Source organism: Microbacterium sp. GW821-FHT01D02 (assembly GCF_059422585.1).
Map to the genome: position 1 here is coordinate 1200086 of NZ_JBWKXB010000001.1, position 24648 is coordinate 1224733.

Sequence of the window (24648 nt, forward strand, 5' to 3'; positions counted from 1 at the left end):
GCGGGGACGGCGTCCGATCAGGCGGATTCCGCCGGCGGCTGCCACAGCTCGATCGCGAGGCCCTCGGGGTCGTGGATGCGGGCGAACGTGCCGTACTCCGCGGTGTTCCACTCGTCCCGACGCTCCACCGGGATGCCCTCGGATTCCAGCCGCGCGGCGAGCTGCTCGATGTCGGCCACGCGCAGGTTCAGCATGAACTGCTGGTCGGCCGCGAAGTAGTCGCTGTCGGCGGGGAACGGGGCGAACACCGTCATGCCCGCCTCCTGCTGCCAGATCCCCGTGTGGCCGGCGCTGATCCCGAGATGCTCCTTGTACCAGGCGGCCCGCGCCTCCGGATCTCTGCTGCGGAAGAAGAGGCCGCCGATACCGCTCACGTCTGAGGTCATGTTCCCGTTCTAGTGCACCCCTCGGACGCGATCCAGTGGCGTGCGCGCCCGTGCGCGATACAAATTAGTGAAGAGAGGTAACAATGCAGTAGCATCACAATCATGAACCAGCTGCTCCTCGACCGCCTGCTGCAGATCGCCGACCTCTTCCAGAAGGACATGGCGCGCGCGTTCGCCGGCACCGGCCTCACCACGGCGCGTGTGCAGTTGCTGTGGACGCTGCACCATGCCGGGCCGTCGACGCAGCAGAGGCTGGCCCGCCTGTGCGAGGTCACGCCGCGCAACATCACCGGACTCGTCGATGCGCTCGAGGCATCCGGTCATGTCCGTCGCACGCCGCATCCGACCGATCGACGCGCGGTGCTGGTCGAGCTGACCCCGTCGGCGGCGGCCACGATGACGCAGATGCAGAACGAGCACGCCGCACTCAACGCGACCCTCGTCGGGGCCGTCGCGCCGGAAGACCGCGACGCCGTCGAGAGAGGCATCGGCATGATCGCCGCCCACCTCGAGGTGCTCGTGGCGCAGGCGGTCGGAGCAGAGACCGCGGAAGCGTCCGATCCGTCAGGCGCATCCGCGGCACCCACGGCGGCAGATACGACGGCGGCGGCACGATGAGCACCGACCCGAGCCGGACCGGCCCGACCCGGACCCACGCGGCGGCGCCGTCTCGAGGCGCGCGGGTGCTCGGCGGACTCCGCCGCGCGCTCCATGCCGAGGGACGCGTCTATGCCAGCATCGGTCGCGCGATCGCTCGCCGTCCCGCCGTCCCAGCCGGCGGAACCGGGCTCAGCTACCACCGGCCGATCCTGACGATCCTGTTCGTCTTCATCGTGCTGTCCGCCGTCGAGATCCCGATCCTCGACCTGATCGTGCACCCGTGGCCGGCCGTGCGCATCCCGCTGCTGATCATCGGGATCTGGGGCCTGACGTGGATGCTGGGGCTGCTCTGCGCGATGCTCTTCCGACCGCACGCGGTGGCCTCGGACGGCATCCACGTGCGGAGCGGTCTGGAGGTCGACGTCCCCATTCCCTGGGAGGCGGTCGCGTCGGTCGCGATCGCCAAGCGCATCGACCAGCCGAAGCAGCCCCGCGTGACCCCCTCCGACACAGGGGCCGAGTACGCCGAACGGATGCAGGACGAGACGAACATCGAGATCGAGCTCGAGCGCCCGCTCGCGATCCGGCTTCCCGGCCTCCCTCCGCGTGGTGGAGAACACGAGGTCACGCGCATCCGTCTCTGGGCCGACGAGCCGCGGGCGTTCCTCGACGCCGCACGCCCGTTCCTGACCGCGGCGGGATGAGCATCGCCCGCGACCGGACGCCCGCGGGCGATGCTCAGTCCAGCCCGCGCTCCGCGAGCCAGTCCTTCGCGACCCTGGCTGGCGCCCGCACCAGCCAGGCATCGGCGATGAGCTCCTCCAGCCGGTCCCGGTCGACGACGTCGAGCCGCACGAGCAGCCCGGGGTATTCGTCGAAGTGCGGAATCGTGAACAGCGCCTCGGGCTCGGCGGCGAGCAGCGCCTCCTTCTCGCCGAGGTCGGCGACGCGCACCGCGAGCACCGCCCCCTCCGGCCAGTCCCGGCCGATCTCGGCGAGCTGCCGCAGATCGGCCCCGGTCGGGCCCCGCAGCCACGCGAACTGGCCGCTCTTGAGCCTCCAGGCCGCTGCGCCGGTGTGACCGCTCACGGCCTCCACCGCGCCGGGGAGGGCGAGGGCGATCGCCCGCACATCCTCGATGCTCACCATCCCGCCATCGTCGCGCACTCGACCTCCTGCCACAATGGCCCCATGCTCCCGGCCTGGACGCGCCCACCGACACATCGCGAACTCCTCGACCGCGGGGCCGAGGCCCGCAGACGCGCGCCTCGTCGCACGCTCGCCGACCTCGCGACCGGGCAGCGAGATCCGCTCGGGATCCTCGCCCGTCAGAACCGCTCCCGCATCCCCGAGCTGCTGCCGCTGCGCGCGGAGCGGATGGTCGCCAGCCCCTTCGCGTTCTACCGCGGCACCGCGGCACTGATGGCCGCCGACCTCGCGGATGCTCCGCACAGCGGCATCCTCGTCGCCTCGTGTGGTGACGCGCACGTGTCGAACTTCGGCTTCTACGCCTCCGCCGAGCGCAGGCTCATGTTCGATCTCAACGACTTCGACGAGGCCGCGTGGGCGCCGTGGGAGTGGGACGTGAAGCGCCTGGTCGCGAGCATCGTCATCGGCGGACAGGCCGGCGGGCGCAGCGACGAGGTCATCGACGCCGCCGTCCTCGCGGCCGTCGCAGGATACGCGCGCGGCATCGCGCGAGCGACCGAGCTGAGCCCCACCGCTCGCTACTTCACGCACTTCGACGTCGCCTCCGCACGGACCATGCTCGACAAGGCCTCCCAGAAAGCCATCCGCAGCGCCGTGAAACAGGCCGAGCGGCGCACCGGCGAGCGCGCGGTGCGCCGCCTCACCGAGGAGGACGCGGACGGTCGGCGCCGGTTCCGGCATGAGGAGCCGACCACATCGCCCGTCGGCCCCGCGGTCCTCGACGACGTGCAGGATCTGCTCGCACAGTACCGGCGCACCACGAGCCCGGACGTGGCTCTGCTGTTCGAGCACTTCACCGTGAGCGACGTCGCCCGGCGCGTGGTCGGCGTGGGCAGCGTGGGCACCCGCTGCTATCTCGTGCTCTTCCAGGACGGCGAGGGCAGTGCGGTCCTGATGCAGCCCAAGCAGGCCTCGCGGAGCGTGCTCGCCGAGTACGGACGCATCCCGCAGCCGGCGACTCTGCGCGAGGCGATCGACGCCGGCGGCGAAGGGGCGCGCGTGGTGGCGATGCAGCGCATCCTGCAGGCGCTGTCCGACCCCTTCCTCGGCCACATGCGCAACGCGAACGCCGACTTCTACGTGCGGCAGTTCCACGACATGAAGGGCAGCATCGACGTCGAGGAGCTCGACGACGGTCCGTTCGTCACGTACGGGCAGGCCTGCGCCGCGACCATCGCCCGGGCACACAGCCAGTCGCTCACCGCGACGGAGGTCGCGGGCTACGTCGGCAGCGGACGGGTGCTCGGCCGGGCCCTTCTCGAGTGGGCGCGCGCGTACGCCGCGGTGTCGTCGGCCGACCACGCGGCGTTCCGCGCGTCCCTCAGCGCGTGATGCGCAGCGTCCGCACCTCGAACGGCCGCAGCTTCAGCTCGCCGCCCCGGCGCGCCTCCTCGATGTCGTCCTCGATCAGGCTGACCTCGCGCACCTCGCGGTGCTCGAAGCCGACCGTCAGCTCGCCGACGGCACGCCGTCCGAGCGCCTCGTAGACGCGCACGATCACGTCGCCGGAGCCGTCGTCGGCGAGCTTGACCGCCGACACCACGATCCCCTCGCCCTGCACGGACACCAGCGGCTCGACCTCGCGCGCACCCCGCACGAGAGTGGGCAGGGCGTTGATCCGGATGCCCTCGGCCGTGGCGATCGCGGCATCCGCACCGATCACGAAGCCGACCTCGATCTCGTGGTGGCCGTGGTCGGTGTCGGGGTCGGGGAAACGCGGTGCCCGCAGCAGCGACAGCCGCACGGTCGTCGTGACCGCGTCGTCGGACACCTCGCGCGAGGTGTCGTAGCCGTAGATCGAGTCGTTCACCAGAGCGGCACCGAAGTCCTGCTCGCGCACCAGCACGAAGCGGTGCATCGACGTCTCGAACTTGGCCGCCTCCCAGCTGGTGTTCGTGTGCGTCACACGCGACTGGAACCCGAACTGGGTCTCGGCCTCGGTGTGCGCGGCCTGGATGTCGAGCGGGAAGGCGAGCTTGAGCAGCTTCTCGGTCTCGTGCCAGTCGACCTCGTTGCGCAGCAGCACGGTCCGGGAGCCCGGCGTGAGGATGATCGTCTGCTCGATGGTCGACTCCGAGAACGGACGGACGACCACGATGCGGGCCGACGCGCCGACCACCGACGCTTCGATCGACGACACCGCGGTGAGGTCTTCGACGCTGTTGCGGTAGTACCGGTCGATGTCCCACGCGTCCCACATGTTCGGGAAGTCCTGGTGCAGTTGGAACAGGTTCGCTGCCTTGCCCGGCGCGACCGCGTCGCGACCGGTGGCCTTGTCGACCGCGGAGACGATGAGCCCCTCGGCCGAGACGAGCACCGAGACGAGCTCGTTCTCCATCCGCCAGCCGCCGTCCTCCTCGGTGAGGGAGACCGCGGCGGCGGTCGACTCGGGGACGAACGCCGCCCCGAGTGCGCGTCCATCCTTCGTGGCGCGACCAACCGACGACGGCTCGAACAGCAGCTTGCGATCGCCCTCGCCGGCGAGCGAGCGACGGGCGGCGTCCGCGATGTCGCGAGCATCCGACAGCACGTCCGACAGCACGGCGACCGCCTCGCGATGCACCCACGCGATCGAGGTGCCGGGCAGGATGTCGTGGAACTCGTGCAGCAGCACGGCCTGCCAGAGCCGGTCGAACTCGGCCTGCGGGTAGGCGGCGCCGGTGCGCACGGCATCGGTCGCGGCCCACAGCTCGGCCTCGATCAGCGCGTGCTCGGCCCAGCGGTGCAGCGCCTTGGTGGCGTGCTGGCTCGTGAGCGTGCCGCGGTGCAGCTCGAGGTAGAGCTCGCCGACCCACACGGCCGGATGCGGCAGCTCGGCCTTGGCGGCGTCGAAGAAGACGTCCGGGTGCTCCCACACCACCTGCGCGCTGCCCTCGAGGTCGCGCAGACGCTCGGCCTTGCCGGTCATCTCGCGGGTCGTGCCACCGCCGCCGTCACCCCAGCCGACCGGAGCGATCGACCGCGAGCTGAGGCGGTTCTCCTTGAACTGCCGCGACGCCTTGGCGACCTCCATGCCGCTCAGCTGCGAGTTGTAGGTGTCCATCGACGGGAAGTGCGTGAACACCTGCGAGCCGTCGATGCCCTCCCACAGGAAGGAGTGGTGCGGGAAGACGTTCTGCTGGTTCCACGAGATCTTCTGCGTGAAGAACCATTCGAACCCGGCACGGCGCATCAGCTGCGGCAGAGCCGGCGAGTAGCCGAAGCTGTCCGGCAGCCACACGCCCTTCGAGCGGATGCCGAACTCGCGCTCGAAGAACCGCTGCCCGTGCGAGAACTGCCGCACGAGCGACTCCCCCGTCGGCATGACGGTGTCGGACTCGACCCACATCCCGCCGAGCGGCAGGAAGCGCCCGGCGGCGACGGCAGCCTTGACCCGCTCCCACACCTCGGGGCGGTGCTCCTTGATCCAGGCGTACTGCTGCGCGCTGGACATGCCGTACTGGAACTCGGGCTGCTCCTCGATGAGCGTCGTCATCGAGGAGGTGGTGCGCGCGACCTTGCGGATCGTCTCGCGCACGGGCCACAGCCACGCGGAGTCGATGTGCGCGTGGCCGACGGCCGAGATCCGGTGCGCGCTCGCCTCGGCCGGAGCGGCCAGCACGTCGGCGAGGCGAGCGCGGGCGTCGGGGGCCGTCTCCACGATGCGCTGCAGGTCGAGCACGTCGAGCGCGTCGTCCATGGCCTGCAGGATGCGCATGCGCCGCGGGGAGGTCGCCGGCAGCTCGGCCTGCAGCTCGAACAGCACCTCCAGGTCGAGCGACAGGTCGAAGACCTCCGGCTCGAACACGGCCAGGTCCATCCGCCGCGCGCGGTAGAGCGGCTCCTTCGAGGAGGTGAGGATGTCGCCCTCCTGCGTCGGCAGGAAGGGGTGGTAGTCCAGGAGCACCGGGTTGGATGCCGCTTCGAGGTACAGCTCCACGGGCTCGTCGCCCGCGGCCGTCTCGGCGATCGGAACCCACTGGTTGCGCGGGTTGATGCTCTTCACCGGGATCGGGTCGGACCCCGCGTCGCCGGCGCGGTACGCCAGGGCCTCGCACTGGAAGCCCGTCATGTTCACGTCGAAGCCGAGGTCGATGAGCGCCTCGACGCGGCGTCCCGCCCACCCGGCGGGCACGCGTCCGGTGAGCTTGAACCAGGTGGTCCCCCACGCAGGCCCCCAGGGCGCACCGACGACGCCGGGTGCGTAGTCGAGCGCGAGGCCCTCGGCCGGGGCGATCGGCTCGCCGGGGAGTTCATGGATCTCGACGTCCAGCGGCACGGAGGCCGAGTGGATGGCCGGGCGGATGCGCTCCTCGAGCACGCGCTTGACGCGGCCGACGGTGAGCGAGGTGTCGTCATGCATGGGTGGGTCTCCGGGCTCGACGGTGGGTGGTCAGGGGTCAGGGCTGTGTTCGGCGCAGTCGGGGTCGACGCTACCCGCGTGATCGCCGCGGTCCGGTCGCGACACCGATGGCGGCGTCGATCGCGCAGAAGTCGTCATGCGAGAGCACGCTCCCGCCGTTCCAGGCGCGCTCGGCCATGGCCCGCAGCGGTCGACGGATGCCGGCGATGACCTCGTCGGGCGTCTGCGCGGCCGGGTCGTCCGACCAGACGGAGAACGAGGTGCCGAGGAGCGCGGACGGATAGGGCGCCGCGATCTCCTGCCGGATCCCGCCCGGCAGCGTCGGGAACAGCCCGGGGTGCCAGTCGGCTTCCCAGATGCGCGCGCTCGTCGGATACGTGTAGCCGGCCTTCTCGCCGAGGACGTAGTAGAAGAGCCCGTCGTGGAAGTTCACGAGCGGATGCCCGGCATCGACCGCCGCCGAGAGCGGTCGCATCTGCGGGTGCCAGTTCGTCCACCACGTGAGCGTGACGTCGGCGGCGAGCGCGACCGCCTCGCTGCGCAGCATCCCGTCGTTCCAGGCCCGCGGGGCGAGTCCTCGCGCGCGGAGGTGGGCGGCGATCTCGTTCACGAACCCCGTCAGCAGGTCGAATCCGGTCGCCCGCGGACCGTGGCGATCCCGAGCCGCGGAGGCGAGCGCGGGATACTCGTCGATCCGCGCGAAGTCGACGAACTCGTCTCCACCGAGGTGCCAGCGCCTGCTGCGGGGGAACAGCTCGGCGACGTCGTCGATCAGCACTCGCGCGAAGGCGCTCGCCGCTGCACTGGTGATGTCGAGGGCATGGCCGGTCGGCAGGCCGCCGGCGTCGGCGAGCCGGTGCTCCGGATGCACGGAGAGCACGTGGCGGAGGTGCCCCGGCATGTCGAGCGAGGGCACCAGGTCGATGTGCAGGTCGGCCGCGGCATCCGCGATCTCGAGCGCCTCGGCGCGGGTGATGTGGGCGTCCGAGACCACCTCGGGAAAGGCGTCGGAGCCGATCCGGAACCCCTCGTTCTCGGACAGGTGCCACTGGAACGTGGTGATGCCGACGTCGGCGAGCGCGTGCAGCAGGTCGATGATCCACGCGGCAGGGAAGTGCTTGCGGGCGGCGTCGAGGTGGAACCCGCGCTCGGCGACCGCGGGTGAGGAGGAGACCCGCCCCTGTGGGATCCCGCCCTGCGCCCGCAGGTTGTGCAGCAGCTGTCGGGTCGCCCGGAACACTCCGTCCGCACGCCCCGCCCGCACCTCGATGTCGGCGGCGACGTCGATGGCGAAGGACTCCCCGGTCTGGTCGTCCCGCCGCAGCCGGATGACCGCGTCGTCACCGTAGGGGATCCCGCACGCGGCGAGCTCGCCCTGGAGCCGGATGGCCTCGCGCGCGAACACGTGCTCCTCCGCGAGGACGCACACCGACGCGGGGCGCCACATGTCGGCGCGGAGATCGAGGGCCGTCGGCTGCGGGATCGCCAGCCACCGCACCGCCTGCGCGGCAGCATCCGGAATCGCGGTCACCCCTTGACGCTTCCCTCTTCGACGCCCTTGAAGAACTGCTTCTGCAGCACCGCGAACAGCACGATGATCGGGACCAGCGCGATCATCGTCCCCGCGGCGATCACCCGGGGATTGGCCGCGAAGTTCGAGCTCAGATACTGCATGCCGACCGTCAGCGTGTAGTTCGCGGGGTCGGACAGCACGACGAGGGGCCACAGGAAGTCGTCCCACGCCCCGATGAAGGCGAACAGGGCGACCACCGACACCATGCCGCGCACGTTGGGCCAGACGATGTGGCGCAGCCGCTGCATCGTGTTGGCGCCGTCGATCGTCGCGGCGTCCAGGGTGTCCGGCGGGATCATGCGGCAGGCGGCCATCATGAGCAGCACGTTGATCGCCGCGATCGCGCCGGGGAGGAAGACGCCCCACAGGGTGTTCGCGAGTCCGAGCGACTTGATCGTGAGGTACTGGCTGGTCAGCGTGACCTCGCCGGGGAGCAGCAGGGTGGAGAAGAAGATCGCGAGCACGATCCACTTGCCGCGGAACTTCATGGTTCCGAGCGCGTAGCCGCCGATCGTGGCGAACACCACGTTCGTGAGCACCGTGCCGACCCCGACGAGCAGGGAGTGCCACGCGTAGTCGAGGACCGGGATCGTGCGGAACACCTCGGCGTAGTTGTCGAGCGTCGGCGCCTGCGGGAGCAGCGACGGCGGGAAGTCGTAGATGTTCTCGGTCGCACCCTTGAACGACGTCGACATCTGCCACAGGAACGGGAACACCATGATGGCGAGCACGCCGAGCAGCAGCGCGTACTTGCCGATGAGGCCGCCGAGCGACGGCTTCATGATGTCGGCGGATCCGCGCGTGCGGTACGGCCGGTCGCGGCGCGGGCGTCCGGTGCCGTCCTCGGTCCGCTGCGTCACGTGCGCCTCGGTCTGTGTCGCGGTCATCGCAGGGCCTCCTCTGCGGCGGCGATCCGCGCGAGTTTCGCGTCCCGGGCCGCACGCCGTCCGGCGAGGGCCTCCTTGATCGTGTCGCTGTTGTTGGCGATGCCCACGATCGCCAGCGGGACGAGCGTCAGCAGGAACAGCACCAGCGAGATCGCGGATGCGTAGCCGACCTGGCCGTTGAGCCCCTTGCCCATGGACTGGATGAGCATCACCATGCTCATGGCCTGACCCCCGGGACCGCCGGAGCCGTTGGAGAGCACGTACAGCTCCGTGAACACGCGCATCGCGCCGACGCACACCAGCACCGAGACGAGCATCATCGGGCCGCGCACACCGGGCACGGTGACCGACCAGAAGCGGCGCCAGCGACCGGCACCGTCCATGGCCGCGGCCTCGTGCAGCTCACGGCCGACGTTCCCGAGGGCGGCGAGGTACACGACCATGTAGTAGCCGAGCCCCTTCCACACCGTGAGGCCGATGGCGCAGCCGATCAGGAGCCAGCGGTCGGAGAGGAACTCCACCGGGCGATCGATCAGCCCGAAGAAGCTCAGCGCCGAGTTGATCGTGCCGCTGCCGGAGAAGAGGAACTCCCACACGATGGCCACGACGACCGCCGAGGCGATGACGGGGAAGTAGAACGTGGTTCGGAAGAAACCGATCGCCGGGATCTTGCTGTGCACGAGGAGTGCCAGCAGCAGCGGCAGGAAGGTGAGCAGCGGCACGCACACCACCACGTAGACGAGCGACGTCGTCAGCGCGTAGCCGAACCGGTCGTCGCCGAGCATCTTCTCGAAGTTGTCGAGCCCGACGAACTGGGCGGGACGAAGGGGGCGGGCATCCGTGAACGCGAGCGCGATCGTGTTCAGGAACGGCCAGAGGGCGAACACGAACACCCAGATGACACCGGGAAGCACGAGCAGGTACGGCGTGTACCAGCGCTGTCGTCTCATGAGGCGTCCACCCCCTTCATCTCGTCGTCGCCGGCTCAGCCGACGACGTTCTGCTCCGCGTACTCGACGGCCTTGTCCAGAGCGTCCTTCGCCGAGATGTCCCCCTTGACCGCGAGCGCGATCTGCTGCTTGGCGTACGTCTCCATGGCCTCGGTGAACTGCGGTGCGCCGAGCATCCGCGCGTCGTTCATCTGCGAGGCGGCGAGGTCGTTGGCCGTGGCCTGCATCTCGTTCTGGGCGGTCTCCGCGAACACCGACGGGTCTTCGTTCGCGGCCTTGGTGCCGGGGAAGAAGCCGGTGGCGAGCTTGACGAACTCGATCTGGTTGTCGGTGTTCGTGAGGAACTCGGAGAAGGCGAGCGCGGTGGCCGCGTTGTCGGAGTTCGCCGAGACGCTGATACCCTGCACGAACAGCGGCGGGTTGCCGAAGCCGTTGGTCACGTCGACGTCGGGGAGGAGCGTCGGTGCGTTGACCGCGATGTCCTTGTCGATGTAGTTCGGCCCGGCGGTCGCCCAGGCGACGGTGCCCTTGTTGAAGTTGTTGATGTTGGCGTTCGCCGTTCCGGCGTTCTGCAGCGCCTCCGGCGAGATCGCACCGGCCTTGTAGAGCTCGGCGTAGCGCTCGACGATCGCGACGGCCTCGGGCGTGTTGAAGACGAACTTCCCGTCCTTGTACACGTCCTGCGTGCCACCGCCGTCGGACACCATGATCTGGAGCGACTTGGGGCTCGGCACATCGGAGATGGTCTGGATGCCGGCGGCGGCGAGCTTCTCGGCCGCGTCCATCGTCTCCTCGAACGTCTGCGGCGTCTCGGTGACGCCGCCCTTCGCGAGCAGCGCCTTGTTCCAGTAGTTGAGCTCGGTGCCGAGGTACCAGGGGAAGCCGAACGAGCCGTCGATGCCGTCGTAGGTGTACGCCGCGACGCCGCCGTCGACGTAGTCGTCGATGACCTTCGATGCGCTGCCGAGGTCGAGCAGCTGACCGGCGGAGGCGAGCGAGTACGCGTACTCGGGCGGGAGATTGATGACGTCGGGCAGCTCGCCGGACTCGGCCTGCTGGAGGATCTTGTCCTCGTAGCCGTCGGCCGGCTGGTCGATCCACTTCACCGTGGTGCCCGGGTTCTCCTTCTCGAACGCGGCGACGACGCCCTCGAAGTAGGGCGTGAACTTGTCGTTCTTGAGCGACCAGGTCTGGAAGGTGATCTCGCCCCCGATCTCGCCGTCGGCGGCGGATCCGCCGGAGGTCGTGGCTCCGCCCGTGCAGGCGGTGAGCGCGAAAGCAGTGGCGACCGCGATGCCTGCGGCGACAGTGGTGCGGAACTTCATGGACATTCTCCTTCGAAGTGATCCAGGGTGCGGCGTCTCGTGTGAGTCGCTGTGGCAACCTCTACTAAAACGATATAGTGACCATAGCATGACACATCGGCGTTCGAGGCGTCCACCTCCGCGAGGCCTCACCCCCTGCCGATCCCGGAAAGGACAGCGATGCCCACCCCCACCAACGTTCCCCTGCGCTTCGGCGCCAACTACACGCCGCGCTCGCAGTGGATGCACGCCTGGATGTCGCTGGACCTCGACGAGGTGCGCCGCGACTTCGGCGCGCTCGCCGAGCTCGGCCTCGACCACCTGCGCATCTTCCCGCTGTGGACGGTGCTGCAGCCGAACCGCACGCTGATCCGCGAAGAGGCGGTCGACGATGTGCGCGCAGTGGTCGACGTCGCGGCGGAGTTCGGACTCGATGCCAGCGTCGACGTGATCCAGGGGCATCTGTCGAGCTTCGACTTCATCCCGTCCTGGCTGTTCACCTGGCACGACAAGAACATGTTCACGCACCCCGACGCCCTCAGCGGCCAGGCGGAGCTCGTGACCCGGCTCGGCGAGCGCCTGGGCGGCGCCTCGAACTTCCTCGGCTTCACGCTCGGCAACGAGACCAACCAGTTCTCGGCTCAGACGCACCCCTCCCCGTGGCCGGTCACCGAGGCCGAGGCCGCGAACTGGATCACGACGCTGCTGGACGCCGCGCACACCGCCGCCCCCGCGCAGCAGCACGTGCACAGCGAATACGACGCCGCCTGGTACATGGACGGACACGGCTTCACGCCCGCGCTCGCCTCCCGGCTCGGCGACATCACGACGGTGCACTCGTGGATCTTCAACGGCACCGCGCAGAAGTACGGCGGGCGTTCGGTCGCGTCGGACCGGCACGCCGAGTACATGATCGAGCTCGCACGCGGGTTCGCCACCGATCCCGCGAAGCCCATCTGGCTGCAGGAGGTCGGCGCCCCGTCGAACTGCCTGACGCCCGAGCAGACCCCCGACTTCCTCGAGGCGACGCTGCGCTCGGTCGCCCGCACCGAGAACCTCTGGGGTGTGACCTGGTGGTGCTCGCACGACGTGAGCCGCAGCCTCGCCGACTTCCCGGAGCTCGAGTACACGCTCGGCCTCGTCGACCAGAACGGCGAGGCCAAGCCGATCGGCCGTCGTTTCGCCGAGCTGATCCCCGAGCTGCGCGAGCGTCGGCCCGCCCCGGCCCGCACCCTCGGGATCGTCGTCGAGGTGGACGAGGCCGAGACGCCGATCAGTCGCGGGGCCATGAGCCCCGGCGGCACGATCTTCCAGGCCTGGGTCGACGCCTGCGAGGCCGGCGCGGATCCGTCGATCGTCACGTCGATCGACGCCGCGAAGCCCGAGGTCCTGGCCGCACGCGGCATCACGGAGCTCGTCCGTCCGGTCGTCGAGCGCACCGAGTACGCCTCGCGGAACACCGTCGTCTGACGCCGCCGCGGGAGCACGGCCGTCAGCGCGGGGCGGCGGTGCTCTCGCGCACGGTGAGCTGCGGGACCGGGGCGCCGCGGTCGGGCAGCGGCTCCGGCGCCTCGATCTGCTCGAGCAGGAACGCCGCGGCATCCGCCCCCAGCGCGAACGTGTCACGCGTGATGCAGGTGATGGACGGATGCACGAGGCCCGCGACGACCGAGTCGTCGAAGGAGGCGATGGAGATGTCGGCCGGCACGGACAGGCCCATCTCCTGGGCGACCCGGAGACCGGCGATCGCCATCACGTCGTTGTCGAAGACCACGGCCGTCGGCCGGTCGGCCCGGCTGAGCAGACGCCGCATGGTGGCGGACGCGGCGGCCGGCGAGAAGTCGGTCGCGATGGTCTCCCCGGTGATCCCCCGCGATTCCAGTCCGGTGAGGACGTCGGTGCGGAGGCGGGTGTGCTGGAACTCGGCGGGGCCCGCGACGTAGACGACCGAGCGGTGGCCGATCGCGACGAGGTAGTCGAAGAGCGAATGCGCGACCTGGCTGTCGTCGAGCCACATGGTGGCGGGATGCCCCTCCTCCGAGGCGTCGCTGCCGATCACGATCGCGGGCAGCCCCAGGTCGCGGAGCACGGGGAGGCGCGGGTCGTCGTCGCGCGGGTCGATCACGATGACGCCGTCGACCTGGTGCGAGCTGCGCCAGCGCCGATAGGTCGCGACCTCGTCCTCCACCGACGCCACGAGCACCATCTGCATCGCGATGCGGTGCTCGGCCAACGCCGACTGCACGCCCGCGATGAGATCGGTGAAGAACGCCTCGGCGCCGAGCGTCCCGGCGGAGCGGTTGACCGCGAAGCCGATGACGCCGGCGCGCGAGCCGACCAGCGCCCGCGCCGCCGAGCTCGGGAGCCACTGGTGCTCCTCGGCGATGTCGAGGATGCGCTGCCGCGTCTGCTCGCTCACCCCCGGACGTCCGTTGAGCGCGAAGGACACCGCTCCCGGCGACACCCCCGCCAGCCGGGCGATGTCCGTGATGGTCACCCGCTTCGCTTTGGACATGCCCCAACTGTAGCGATCTAGTGACGCGGTCCCGGCGGTCTCTCCGTGGTCGCCGACAGGTGCGGTTGTTCCGTTCGATCGATATACTGCGCGAAGTGCGCGCTGGTGCGCTCTGTCGGACCGCGTCGTGTGACGTCGTGGCGACCAATCTGGGGGAGATCGATCGTGACACGAGTCCGACGGGACCGAGCGCGCCCGTTCCGCGCATTCGCGGTGAGCATCGTGACGGTGGCGAGCCTGACGCTGGCCACCATCGGCGGGGGCGCTGCCGCGTTCGCCGACGACATCGTCAGCGTGTCGGACGGCACCGGCTCCGTCGCCGGCACCGTCCCGGACGGCACCGGCGAAGCCGACCCGCCCGCCGATGCTCCGGAGTTCCCCTCGACGGGGACGCCGACGATTCCGAGCTTCATCGTCGCCGGACAGCCCGTGACGGTCGACCCCGGTACGTGGCCGGACGGCACCGTGCTCACCTACGCCTTCACCGTCGACGGCGTCCCGAGCGCCGAGCAGGACAGCCCGACGTTCACGTTCTCGCCCTCCGACGTCGGTCGCCTCGTGGGGGTCACGGTCATCGCGCGTCATGCCGACTACGCCGAGACCGCGGTGTCGAGCGACACCCACGAACTCATCGGCACGCTCGCGCTCATCCAGCCCGCCACGATCGTCGGGACGGTGCGCGTCGGGTCGGAGCTCACGGTCAGCGCTCCGATCACCGAACCGCAGGCGATCGCGATCTCGTACTCGTGGGTGGTCGACGGCGTCGTGGCCGGGACCGGCACCACCTTCACGCCGCGGACGGCCGACTTCGGGAAGAAGTTGTCGCTCGCGCTCACGGCGAGCCGTGACGGCTACATCTCGGTGGAGTCGACCACGGAGGGTGGCACGATCGGGAGCGGCGCGTTCAGCAGCGCCCCGAAGCCGACCATCGTCGGCACCGCGAAGATCGGGGTCGCCCTCAAGGTCTCCCCCGGCACGTGGAGCCCCTCCGCCAAGCTCACCTATCGCTGGCTGCGCAACGGGTCGGCCATCCGCGGGGCCACCGCCTCGACGTACAAGCTCGTCGCGGCGGACTGGAAGAAGCGGATCACGGTCGAGGTGACCGCGGTCTCCGTCGGCTACACCACCACCAAGAGCGTGAGCGCCGCCACGGCCGCCGTGGTCAAGCCGTTCGCCAAGGCTCCGCGCCCCCGCATCTCCGGAACCGCCCGGGTGGGTGCCGTGCTGACGGCGAGCGTGTCCGCCTGGTCGCCGAAGGCCTCGTTCACGTATCAGTGGAAGCGCAACGGCGTCACGATCCCCGGGGCCACCGCACGCACCTATCGGCTGTCGACGACCGACTACGGCAAGGCGGTCACCGTGACGGTCACCGGCCGCGCCACCGGCTACGCAGCCACCGGCATCACGAGCTTCGCGACGGCGAAGATCGCCGCCCCCGCCCCCTCGATCAGCCGCGCCGGAACCTATCGCGTGGGATCCGGGATCGCCCCGGGAACCTACTTCGCGAGCCCGCAACCCGGGTGCTACTGGGAGCGTCGGTCCTCTGCGGGCACGAGCTTCAGCGGCATCATCGCGAACGACTTCCGCGCCACGACCGGCCGCGTGATCGTGACGATCTCCAAGACCGACCGGTTCTTCCAGACCAATGCCCAGTGCGGGCGCTGGACGAAGCTCGTCGGAAGCCTGAGCGGGTCCGCCGGCAACGGCACCCACGCCGTGAACGTGCACCTCGCGCCCGGCGTCTACGGCACGACGACGGCGAAGGCCGGGTGCTACTGGGAGATCGTGTCCGGTTTCGGCGGCACGTTCGAGGAGATCATCGAGAACGACTACCTGACGACGGGCGGAACCCAGTACGTGCGGATCTACCCCGACGATGTGGGGTTCACATCGCTGGGATGCGGCGTCTGGACGAGGGTCGGCGACTGACCGGGCGCTCCGCGCGAGAGGGTGCTCTCGCGCGGGGCGGCTAGGCGTTGCCGCGCGGGTTCCAGAGCACGACGTCGGTCGAGCGGCGGATGCGACGTCCGGTCGGCATCGGCACGACGCCCGCGGAGCCGGCGGCGAACACGCGCACACCGGGGCGGCTCTCACGCTCGGTGCGCAGGGCACCCTCGAGCATGGCGACACGGGTGCGCAGCATCCGGTTCTCGTCTTCGAGATCGAGCAGGCGCGCGATCGCGGGAAGGCTCACGCCTTCGGAGGAGAGCTGGGCGACCTCGCGCAGCTGCTCGATGTTGCGGGTGGAGTAGCGGCGCGACCCGCCGGAGGTGCGCCCGGGCACCACGAGCCCGATGCGGTCGTACTGCCGCAGGGTCTGGGGATGAAGGCCCGAGAGCTCGGCGGCGGCCGCGATCGCGAACACCGGGGTGTCGGCGTCCATCATCGGCTCCTCGGCTCCCGGCCGCCGAGGACACCTCGGCCGCCGAGGGCTCCCCGGTCGTCGAGCGGGGAGCGCAGCGACGAGACGAAACGCGGGTGAGGCGTTTCGTCTCGCTGCGCTCGCTCGGCGACCGCCGTGCGCCCCTGCGCGTGCCTGGTCATCGCCGTGCCTTCGCCATGAGCTCGGCCCGCGGGTTCTCCTCGGGCTCCAGCTCCTGGAACTTCTCCAGCGCCGCGCGTGCGGCGTCGTCGAGGTGCGTCGGCACCGCGACCTGGAGCTCGGCGAGCAGGTCGCCCGTCCCCTTCGAGGTCGCGACTCCGCGTCCCTTGACACGCAGCACCCGCCCGGAGGGCGTGCCGGGGGCGACGCGGAGCTTGACCACGTCACCGCCGAGCGTCGGGACCTCGATCGTCGCGCCGAGCGTCGCCTCGGTGAACGTCACCGGGACGACGACGCGCAGGTTGAGACCGTCGCGGGTGAAGACCGGGTGCGGACGCACCGCGATCTGCACCACGATGTCACCGCTCTCTCCGCCGTCCGGTGAGGGACGACCGCGGCCACGCAGACGGATCTTCTGTCCGTCGGCGACGCCCGCGGGGATCTTCACCTTGAACGGCTTGCCGTCCTCGCCCTGCAGGGAGATCGTCTCGCCCTGCACGGCGGTGACGAAGTCGAGCGTGGTGCGCGCCGTGACGTCGGCGCCGCGCTGCGGACCGCCGAAGCCGCGATACCCGCCGCTCGGCTGCCCGAAGCGACCGTTGCCGAAGCTCGCGCCCTGACCCTGGTTGAACATCGCGAAGATGTCCTCGAAGTCCGCGGTCTGCCCACGGCCCTGCTGGCCGAACCGGCTGAACACGTCTTCGAACCCGCCGGCGCCCTGACCGCCCGCCGTGAAGCGGGCGCCGGAGCCCATGGCGCGGATCTCGTCGTACTCCTTGCGCTGTTCGGCGTCGGAGAGCACCGAGTAGGCCTCGCTGATCTCCTTGAACTTCGCCTCGGCCTTGGCATCACCCTGATTGGAGTCCGGGTGGTACTTCCGCGCGAGCTTGCGATACGTCTTCTTCAGATCCGCATCGCTGACGTCCTTGGAGACCCCGAGGGTCTTGTAGAAGTCCTTGTCGAACCAATCCTGGCTGGCCATCGATCACCTACTCCGCAGGGACAGCGACGACGACCTTCGCGGGACGCAGCTCGACGTCACCGAGGCGGTAGCCCACCTCGACGACCTCGAGGATCGTGGTCTTCTCGGCGCCGGGGGTCGGCTGCTGGAAGATGGCCTCGTGGCGCTGCGGGTCGAATTCCTCGCCCTTCTCGCCGTACGCGACCACTCCGAGACGCTCCACGACCACGCGCACCTTCTCGGCGATCACGGCGAAGGGCGTGCCCTCCACGAGATCGCCGTGCTGGGCGGCGCGGTCGAGGTCGTCGAGCACGGGGATGAGGCCCTTGGCGGCCTCGCCCTTCGCCCGCTCGATCTCGACCTGGCGCTGCTCCTCGGTGCGGCGACGGTAGTTGGCGTACTCGGCCTGGAGGCGCTTGAGGTCGTTCAGCAGCGTCGACTCGAGGTCGGCGAGCACGGCGTCTTCCGCCGCGGCCTCGCCGGTCTGCGTGGCACCGAGGATGTCGTCGACCGTGAGGTCGTCGTCGGCACCGTCGACAGGAGTCTCGTCCGCCCCCTCGGCAGCCTTCGCCTCGCGGGAGTCCGGGTTCTGCGGCGCGGGGCCGGATGCCTGAGCATCCGACCCCTCGCTGCGACCTTCGGCGGACTCAGGAAACTGGTTCTCGTCGAAGTTCTTGTCCGTCATGATTACTTCTTCTCGTCCTCGTCGTCGACGACCTCGGCGTCGATGACGTCTTCCTCGGAGGAGGGAGCGTCACCGGCCGGGGCCTCGCCGTCAGCCGAAGCGCCGGGAGCGGCATCCGCCTGCGAGGAGGCGTAGATGGCCTCGCCGAGCTTGGACTGCGACTGGTTGAGCTTGTCGAACGCGGTCTTCACGGCCTCGTCGTCTTCGCCGGCCAGCGCCGTCTTGAGCGCGTCGACGTCGGCCTTGACCTCGGTCTTCACGTCTTCGGGCAGCTTGTCGTCGTTCTCGGTGATGAGCTTGTCGATCGAGTACGCGAGCGTCTCGGCCTGGTTGCGGACCTCGGCGGCCTCACGGCGCGCCTTGTCCTCGGCCGCGTGCTCCTCGGCCTCGCGGACCATGCGCTCGATGTCTTCCTTCGACAGCGAGGAGCCGCCGGAGATGACGATCGACTTCTCGGTGCCGGTGCCCTTGTCCTTGGCGGACACGTGCACGATGCCGTTGGCGTCGATGTCGAAGGTGACCTCGATCTGCGGGATGCCACGGGGAGCCGGAGCGATACCCGTCAGCTCGAACGTGCCGAGCGGCTTGTTGTCGCGCGTGAAGTCACGCTCGCCCTGGAAGACCTGGATCGCGACGGACGGCTGGTTGTCGTCGGCCGTGGTGAAGGTCTCGCTGCGCTTGGTCGGGATGGCCGTGTTGCGCTCGATGAGCTTGGTCATCATGCCGCCCTTGGTCTCGATACCGAGGCTCAGCGGGGTGACGTCGATGAGGAGAACGTCCTTGCGCTCACCCTTGAGGACACCGGCCTGGAGAGCGGCGCCGACGGCGACGACCTCGTCCGGGTTGACGCCCTTGTTCGCGTCCTTGCCGGTCTCGCGCTTGACGAGCTCGGCGACGGCGGGCATACGCGTGGATCCACCGACGAGCACGATGTGGTCGATCTCGGACACCTTGATGCCGGCTTCGCGGATGACATCCTCGAACGGCTTCTTGGTGCGGTCGAGCAGGTCCTTCGTGAGGTCCTCGAACTTCGCGCGGGTGATGGTCTCGGACAGCGACACCGGGCCGGACTCCGTCAGCGACAGGTACGGCAGGTTGATGCTGGTCGAGGTCGAGGAGGAGAGCTCCTTCTTCGCCTGCTCCGCAGCCTCCTTGAGACGCTGCAGGGCGATCTTGTCACCCGAGACGTCGACGCCCGTGGTCTCCTTGAACTGCTTGATCAGGTAGTCGACGAGACGCTGGTCCCAGTCGTCTCCACCGAGGCGGTTGTCACCGGCGGTCGAGCGCACCTGGATCGTGGAGAAGTCGTCGTCCTTGCCCACCTCGAGCAGCGAGACGTCGAACGTTCCGCCACCCAGGTCGAAGACCAGGATGAGCTCGTCTTCCTTGCCCTTGTCGAGGCCGTAGGCCAGAGCGGCCGCGGTCGGCTCGTTGATGATGCGCAGGACGTTGAGGCCCGAGATCTCGCCGGCCTCCTTGGTGGCCTGACGCTCGGCGTCGTTGAAGTACGCGGGGACGGTGATGACCGCGTCGGTCACCGTGTCGCCCAGGTACGCCTCGGCGTCGCGCTTCAGCTTCATGAGGATGCGCGCGGAGATCTCCTGCGGCGTCCACTTCTTGCCGTCGACGTCGAAGCTCCAGTCGGTGCCCATGTGGCGCTTGACGGAAGCGATCGTCCGGTCGACGTTGGTGACGGCCTGGCGCTTCGCGGTCTCACCGACGAGCACCTCCCCGTCCTTGGTGAAGGCCACGACCGAGGGGGTCGTGCGGAAGCCCTCGGCGTTGGCGATGACCTTGGGCTCGCCACCCTCGAGGACGCTGACGACGGAGTTGGTGGTTCCGAGGTCGATACCGACAGCACGTGCCATGTGTTCTCTCCTTTGTTGGAAGTTCGTTGTGGTTCGGAAATCTGCGGCGATCAGGGAAACCTGAGTCGCGATGACTCAACTGTACTCCGAGGGTCGAGAGGTGTCAAATGAACTTGATATGAGTCGGCTCAACTTTGCCGAGGCGTGCTCGGAGAGCTGCCGAGGAGCGTTCGAGGAGCACGCGAGGAGCGCTCGGCACCGCCGCTCAGAACGGCGGGTCCTCGCACGCCTCACGGAAGGTGACGGTGTTCGGTGGTGGGGGTCGGTCGATGTAGACCGCCCCGGTCGGGCTCGTCCACGCGTAGACACCGCCGCCCAGAGCCTCGACGCCCCACGGCGAGTGGTGCTTGAGCATGTGATGCCGTCGGCACAGGTGGCCGAGGTTCGATTCGGTCGTCGATCCCCCGAGCGCGGCGTCCTGATGATGATCGATGTCGCAGTCGGCGGGCGGGTATCCGCAGGTGGGGAATCGGCAGCGCTGATCCCTGGCACTCAGGTGCCGCCTCAGCTCCGCACCGGGTCGGTAGCGGTCGACCGCGAGCAACGCCCCGGTGGCGGGGTGGGTGAGGATCCGGTCCCATCCGGACGCCGCGCCGGCGAGCCTGCGGGCCGTGGCGGGGTCGATCGGGATGCGGCCGTTCAGCTCGGCCGGTGTCGCGTCGACCCCGATCAGCGTCATGACGGGAACCGTGACGGACACGGAGCCGCGGATCGCCCCGAGGAGGCCGTCGGGCAGATCATGTCCGGCCGGAGCACCGGTGAGGAGCAGGTCGAGGGCGATATCGGTGCGGAGCTGTGCGACGGTGCGCTCGTCCACGTCGGGATGCTCCCGCGCGGAGTCGCGCTCCTGCACCTCGTCGCGCTCGTGTGCCGCCCTCTGCTCCTGCACCGCCTGGGCCATCCGGGTCAATCGCTCGAAGGCACCGTGGACCAGCGCGGACGGACCGAGCATCCCGAGCTGCGTCATCCCGTCGCCGACGTCTCTCACCCACACGGCCCGCTTCTCCCGCGCGTCTTCATGCCGCTCATCGAGCGACCGCGCCTGGAACCGCTCGGCCACCCGTCGAGCCATCCGCCCCACCCGAGCCGGGGACTCGGTCTCGGCGAAGACGATCATCTGGGCCGCATAGGCGTCGCGACTCGCGGCATCGTCGAGGTGCTCGCCCGCTTCGCAGACGACCCGCGCGTGCGCAGCACTGAGACGCCCGGCGCCCTGCGCCTCCCACACCAGCGGGAAGCGCTCGACGACCCACGCCGCATCCGCCATCCGGCGCTGCACCGTGCGGTCGCTCACCCGCAGCGCGGCGCCGAACTCCGCGGCAACGGTGCGCGCCGACATCTCTCCGTGGTCGGGGTGCTCCCCCTGCTCGGCGACCTCGAGCGCGAGCCGTGACCCCACCGCCAGGATGCCGTCGCGTGCGGCCTGCAGACTGCTGATCGTGCGCTCGACCTCGACGAGCATCTCGGTGAGCGCAGCGAGCGCATCCACCTGCTCCAGGGTTGCATCTGCCAGCGCCGTCATACCCTCAGCGAACCAGGGGCCACCGACATTCGAAGTGCCAGATCAGGGCGGAAAAGCGATATACCGGAACGGCGTGCGGAGCGGTATCGATCCGGGTCCGCGATCTCCGGCGTACGCCCCCATCGACGCGATACTTGACCCTGACACAGTGGCAGACGGGAGAACGGAGACATGTTGTCCATCGGAGCGTTCGCGCAGATCGGCCAGGTGACCCACCGCATGCTGCGGCACTGGGACACGGCGGGCCTGCTCGTCCCCGCCCACGTGGACGAGTTCAGCGGCTACCGCTCCTACGACCCCTCGCAGCTGGAACGACTGCACCGGATCGTCGCCCTGCGCCAGCTGGGCTTCGGGCTCAACGACATCTCGGCGATCCTGGACCGCGGCGTCGATGCCGAGCGCATCGCCTCGCTGCTGCGGATCCGCCGCGCCGAGGTCGAGCAGGAGCACCGGATCGCCGCGGAGAGACTCGTCGACGTCGAGCGGCGCCTCCACCTCATCGAGAAGGAGAAGCACATGTCACAGATCGAGATCATCGAGAAGCCCCTCCCGGCCGTCCGCCTCGCAGCGGTCCGCACCGTCGTGCGGGATCAGCCCGCGGTCGCGGGCGTCGTGGGCCCCTCTTTCGATGCCGTGGCGGAGATCATCGGCGACGGGCATTCGCTGGCGACGCCGATCGCACAGTACGCGACGCTCGACGACGGGATGGAGGTCATCGTCGGATACACGTACGCCGGGGAGGCCGGAGACGGATTCGAGATCGTCGAGCTCCCCGCCGCGGCCGATGCCGTGTGCGGCATCCACCTCGGGTCGATGGAGCGGATCTCCGAGAGCTGGCACGCCATCCACACCGAGATCCTCGCCCGCGGCCTCGTGCACGACGGCCCCTGTCGAGAGCTGTACGTGCGCGCGGTCTCCGACGACCAGTCCGACTGGGTCACCGAGTTGCAGCAACCCGTCCGGCGCGCCTGAGCGTCGCCGGCGACGCCCGGGGTCCGACTCCGCGAACGGTGGCAGGATAGGAGTAAGGCGAGCCTAACCGGCCGCCCGGCGGCGTCGCCTCGGCCGATGCCGCGCGATGGACCCGCCCTTCCGGAAGGACGACGCGGATGACCGCACCGGCGACACGGCTGACCGAGGAGCACACCGAGTACGACGTGCTCGTCGTGGGCGGAGGCCCGGCCGGCCTCTCGGCTGCGCTGAACCTCGGACGCTCGCTGGCGCGGGTGCTCGTGGTCGACGCCGATCGTCCGCGCAACGCCGCCACGCTGCGTTCGCACGGGTTCCTCACGCGTGACGGGATCCCGCCGCAGGAGCTGCGGCGCCTCGCGCGGGAGGAGCTCGCCGCCTATCCGGACGTCGAGGTGCGCTCGCGGACCCGCGTGTTCGCGCTCCGCCGGCAGGGCGACGGGTTCGCGGCGGACATCGGACGACGGGAGCCGGAGTCGACGGTGTCGGCCCGAGCCGTGCTGCTGGCCAGCGGGCTCCTCGAGTCCCTCCCCGCCGTGCCGAACCTGCGCGGCTTCTACGGCATGAGCCTGTTCAGCTGCGCCGCATGCGACGCCTGGGAGCTGCAGGGGCGGCGCCTCGCGCTCATCGGCGAGACACCGGACATCGCCGACCGCGCGCGGCTGATCGGCCGGTGGACCGAGAGCCTCACCGTGTTCACCCATGGTGCGGACGTCGTGACCGCGGGCGAGGAGGAGGAGCTCGCCGCCGCGGGGATCGCGGTGCGCCGCCAGCCGATCCTCGAGCTCCGGGGAGACCGCGGCCGCCTCGAGGAGATCGGTCTCGCCGACGGCACGGCGGTCTCCGTCGACGGCGGTTTCGTGCGGCCGGAGTGGGAGAGCACCCTGTCGTTCCTCGACGGGATCGCGCCGTCGCTGGACGATTCCGGGCACCTGCTCACCGATCGTTCCGGCCGCACCGACGTCCCCGGTCTGTACGCCGCCGGAGACGCGGCCGCACCGGGACCGCAGCAGCTGATCGTCGCGGCCGGGGCGGGCGCCCGCGCCGCCGCCGTCATCGTGCACGACTCCATCGGCGTGGCCACCGCGCACTGACGGGTGCGGGCGCGTGGCGGAGGCCGCGGCTAGGCTGACCGGCATGACGCGCACCTCGACCCTCACCCTGCGCCTGGCCGCGACCGCGCTCGCCGCGCTCACGATCCTGCCGCTGAGCGGATGTCTGTACGCGCAGATCCCCCCGGAGTCGGCGGCGACGGCGCCCGGCACGGGAACGGATGCCCCGGTCGACGGCGCACCGGGCTCGACGCTGACGTTCGACGAGGGCCTCGACCTGTCGAGCACCGCCCGCATCGAGTGGGGCGACGGCCTCATCGTCGACGACTCCTGGGAGATCGTGTCGCCGGACGACGGCAACGGCGGATGGACCTACGGCACGGTCGACGGCACCTGCACGGTGCGGTTCTGGCAGGGCGACATCGGCGACCTGCAGATCGTCCCGGGCGACGACAGCGCGTCATCGGACGCGGTCCTCGCCCTGCTGCTGCAGACGTCGACGGCCGAGGTCACCCCGCTCGCGACCACCGGCGAATTCAGCTACATGGCCGGTGGGAACGGCGGGGTCGAGATGCGCCAGGTCGTCGGGCAGGAGGGCAGCCGCACCTGGCTCATGGCCGCGCGGACGTTCACCCGGACCGGGGCGAGCCTCTACACGATCGTGGACTGCACCGCCGGAGACGCCGAGGCCACGATGGACGCGGTCAACGAGGCGAGCGCGATCGTCGTCACGCCCTGACCGGGAACCGGGCCGAAACGCCCCGGACTCACTTGCCGCCGGGAGGACCGACCAGCAGCAGGATCACGTACAGCGCGACGATGCCGACGGCCAGCAGCACCGCGAGCACCCACGGGCGCTGCAGGAACCAGCGCATCAGCCGGTCGTACCAGCGGCGATCGCGCGGGTCGTCGGTCGCCTCGAGGCGCCAGGAGCCGTCGAGCCGCGCCGTGCGATGCAGCCAGATCTCGGTCGGGATCGTGGCGTAGGGGATGACCGCGCTCACCACGGCGAGCGCACCGACGCCGGGGTGCCAGCGCTGGTTCAGTGCGACCAGGATCGCCGTCGCCGCGTAGGCCAGGAACACGAATCCGTGGATGCCGCCACCCACGGTCACCACGATCCCCGGGGAGCCGACGGCGCGGGCGATGATCGCGGCGATCAGAATCGTCCAGGTGATCGCCTCCGCGATCGCGAGAACTCGGAACAGACGGTCGGGGGTGCGGAACACGCGGGACTCCTCGGGTGGGGTCCTTCCACCGTATCCGGCCGTCATCCCCCTCGA

The 24648-nt window shown here is 70.0% G+C and carries 22 protein-coding genes; 8 read left to right on the top strand and 14 right to left on the bottom strand.

The window, feature by feature from the left end:
- Nucleotides 1–17: 17 nt before the first annotated feature.
- Nucleotides 18–386, bottom strand: coding sequence for a VOC family protein (locus AC07VM_RS05915; RefSeq protein WP_494910355.1), 369 nt, complete (start codon nt 384–386; stop codon nt 18–20).
- A gap of 102 nt (nt 387–488) precedes the next feature.
- Here AC07VM_RS05915 and AC07VM_RS05920 point away from each other — a divergent pair, with 102 nt between their 5' ends.
- Together AC07VM_RS05920 and AC07VM_RS05925 are read left to right on the top strand one after the other, a co-directional pair.
- Nucleotides 489–1004, top strand: a complete 516-nt coding sequence (locus AC07VM_RS05920) for a MarR family winged helix-turn-helix transcriptional regulator (RefSeq protein ID WP_267416251.1) — start codon at nt 489–491, stop codon at nt 1002–1004.
- A complete protein-coding gene (locus AC07VM_RS05925; protein ID WP_494910356.1) occupies nt 1001–1690 on the top strand; it encodes a hypothetical protein in 690 nt (229 codons plus the stop codon). Before AC07VM_RS05920 ends, AC07VM_RS05925 begins: the two co-directional genes overlap by 4 nt.
- Nucleotides 1691–1724: 34 nt before the next feature.
- Here the strand turns inward: AC07VM_RS05925 and AC07VM_RS05930 are convergent, their stop codons facing one another.
- Nucleotides 1725–2135, bottom strand: coding sequence for an MmcQ/YjbR family DNA-binding protein (locus AC07VM_RS05930; protein WP_494910357.1), 411 nt, complete (start codon nt 2133–2135; stop codon nt 1725–1727).
- A gap of 42 nt (nt 2136–2177) precedes the next feature.
- Between AC07VM_RS05930 and AC07VM_RS05935 the strand changes: the two genes are divergently transcribed.
- Nucleotides 2178–3527, top strand: a complete 1350-nt coding sequence (locus AC07VM_RS05935) for a DUF2252 domain-containing protein (protein WP_494910358.1) — start codon at nt 2178–2180, stop codon at nt 3525–3527.
- On the opposite strand, the gene AC07VM_RS05940 is transcribed toward AC07VM_RS05935, so the two are convergent.
- From AC07VM_RS05940 to AC07VM_RS05960, 5 genes are all read right to left on the bottom strand, one after another.
- Nucleotides 3517–6537, bottom strand: a complete 3021-nt coding sequence (locus tag AC07VM_RS05940) for an alpha-mannosidase (RefSeq protein WP_494910359.1) — start codon at nt 6535–6537, stop codon at nt 3517–3519. The two genes, AC07VM_RS05935 and AC07VM_RS05940, sit on opposite strands and share 11 nt — an antisense overlap.
- A 70-nt stretch (nt 6538–6607) precedes the next feature.
- A complete protein-coding gene (locus AC07VM_RS05945) occupies nt 6608–8068 on the bottom strand; it encodes a family 20 glycosylhydrolase (protein WP_494910360.1) in 1461 nt (486 codons plus the stop codon).
- Nucleotides 8065–8997: a carbohydrate ABC transporter permease gene (locus tag AC07VM_RS05950; RefSeq protein WP_494910361.1), complete on the bottom strand. Its 933-nt coding sequence runs from the start codon at nt 8995–8997 to the stop codon at nt 8065–8067. Before AC07VM_RS05950 ends, AC07VM_RS05945 begins: the two co-directional genes overlap by 4 nt.
- Nucleotides 8994–9947, bottom strand: a complete 954-nt coding sequence (locus AC07VM_RS05955; protein ID WP_267416260.1) for a carbohydrate ABC transporter permease — start codon at nt 9945–9947, stop codon at nt 8994–8996. Before AC07VM_RS05955 ends, AC07VM_RS05950 begins: the two co-directional genes overlap by 4 nt.
- Before the next feature lie 35 nt (nt 9948–9982).
- Nucleotides 9983–11272 carry an ABC transporter substrate-binding protein gene (locus AC07VM_RS05960; protein ID WP_494910362.1) on the bottom strand — a complete coding sequence of 430 codons (1290 nt, stop codon included), beginning with the start codon at nt 11270–11272 and terminating at the stop codon, nt 9983–9985.
- 159 nt (nt 11273–11431) lie between these two features.
- Between AC07VM_RS05960 and AC07VM_RS05965 the strand changes: the two genes are divergently transcribed.
- Entirely contained in the window at nt 11432–12721 is a 1290-nt protein-coding gene (locus AC07VM_RS05965) for a glycoside hydrolase 5 family protein (protein WP_494910363.1), read from the top strand.
- 22 nt (nt 12722–12743) lie between these two features.
- Here AC07VM_RS05965 and AC07VM_RS05970 read toward each other — a convergent pair whose 3' ends face one another.
- Entirely contained in the window at nt 12744–13766 is a 1023-nt protein-coding gene (locus AC07VM_RS05970) for a LacI family DNA-binding transcriptional regulator (protein WP_267416263.1), read from the bottom strand.
- Between the two features lie 213 nt (nt 13767–13979).
- On the opposite strand from AC07VM_RS05970, the gene AC07VM_RS05975 reads away from it, so the two are divergent.
- On the top strand, nt 13980–15695 hold the full coding sequence (locus tag AC07VM_RS05975; RefSeq protein WP_494910364.1) for an Rv1352/Rv1906c domain-containing protein: 1716 nt from the start codon (nt 13980–13982) through the stop codon (nt 15693–15695).
- A gap of 40 nt (nt 15696–15735) precedes the next feature.
- Here the strand turns inward: AC07VM_RS05975 and AC07VM_RS05980 are convergent, their stop codons facing one another.
- The 5 genes from AC07VM_RS05980 to AC07VM_RS06000 form a co-directional block, all read right to left on the bottom strand.
- A complete protein-coding gene (locus AC07VM_RS05980) occupies nt 15736–16149 on the bottom strand; it encodes a heat shock protein transcriptional repressor HspR (RefSeq protein ID WP_267416265.1) in 414 nt (137 codons plus the stop codon).
- Between the two features lie 157 nt (nt 16150–16306).
- On the bottom strand, nt 16307–17290 hold the full coding sequence (locus AC07VM_RS05985; protein WP_267416266.1) for a DnaJ C-terminal domain-containing protein: 984 nt from the start codon (nt 17288–17290) through the stop codon (nt 16307–16309).
- A 7-nt stretch (nt 17291–17297) separates the two neighbouring features.
- Nucleotides 17298–17954 carry a nucleotide exchange factor GrpE gene (locus AC07VM_RS05990; RefSeq protein ID WP_267416267.1) on the bottom strand — a complete coding sequence of 219 codons (657 nt, stop codon included), beginning with the start codon at nt 17952–17954 and terminating at the stop codon, nt 17298–17300.
- A 2-nt stretch (nt 17955–17956) separates the two neighbouring features.
- Nucleotides 17957–19822 carry a molecular chaperone DnaK gene (gene dnaK, locus AC07VM_RS05995; RefSeq protein ID WP_267416268.1) on the bottom strand — a complete coding sequence of 622 codons (1866 nt, stop codon included), beginning with the start codon at nt 19820–19822 and terminating at the stop codon, nt 17957–17959.
- A 205-nt stretch (nt 19823–20027) separates the two neighbouring features.
- Entirely contained in the window at nt 20028–21344 is a 1317-nt protein-coding gene (locus AC07VM_RS06000) for an HNH endonuclease signature motif containing protein (RefSeq protein WP_494910365.1), read from the bottom strand.
- A 171-nt stretch (nt 21345–21515) separates the two neighbouring features.
- Between AC07VM_RS06000 and AC07VM_RS06005 the strand changes: the two genes are divergently transcribed.
- The 3 genes from AC07VM_RS06005 (at nt 21516) to AC07VM_RS06015 (ending at nt 24104) form a co-directional block, all read left to right on the top strand.
- The gene (locus AC07VM_RS06005) at nt 21516–22316 is read left to right on the top strand and encodes a MerR family transcriptional regulator (RefSeq protein WP_494910366.1); all 801 of its coding nucleotides are present in this window, start codon (nt 21516–21518) and stop codon (nt 22314–22316) included.
- A 137-nt stretch (nt 22317–22453) separates the two neighbouring features.
- Nucleotides 22454–23407 (top strand): NAD(P)/FAD-dependent oxidoreductase, encoded by a 954-nt coding sequence (locus AC07VM_RS06010; RefSeq protein WP_494910367.1) that lies wholly within the window; start codon nt 22454–22456, stop codon nt 23405–23407.
- A 43-nt stretch (nt 23408–23450) separates the two neighbouring features.
- Complete coding sequence (locus AC07VM_RS06015) at nt 23451–24104, top strand: hypothetical protein (protein ID WP_267416272.1); 654 nt, start codon at nt 23451–23453, stop codon at nt 24102–24104.
- A 28-nt stretch (nt 24105–24132) separates the two neighbouring features.
- Here the strand turns inward: AC07VM_RS06015 and AC07VM_RS06020 are convergent, their stop codons facing one another.
- Nucleotides 24133–24594 (bottom strand): DUF3817 domain-containing protein, encoded by a 462-nt coding sequence (locus AC07VM_RS06020; protein WP_494910368.1) that lies wholly within the window; start codon nt 24592–24594, stop codon nt 24133–24135.
- Nucleotides 24595–24648 lie beyond the last annotated feature (54 nt).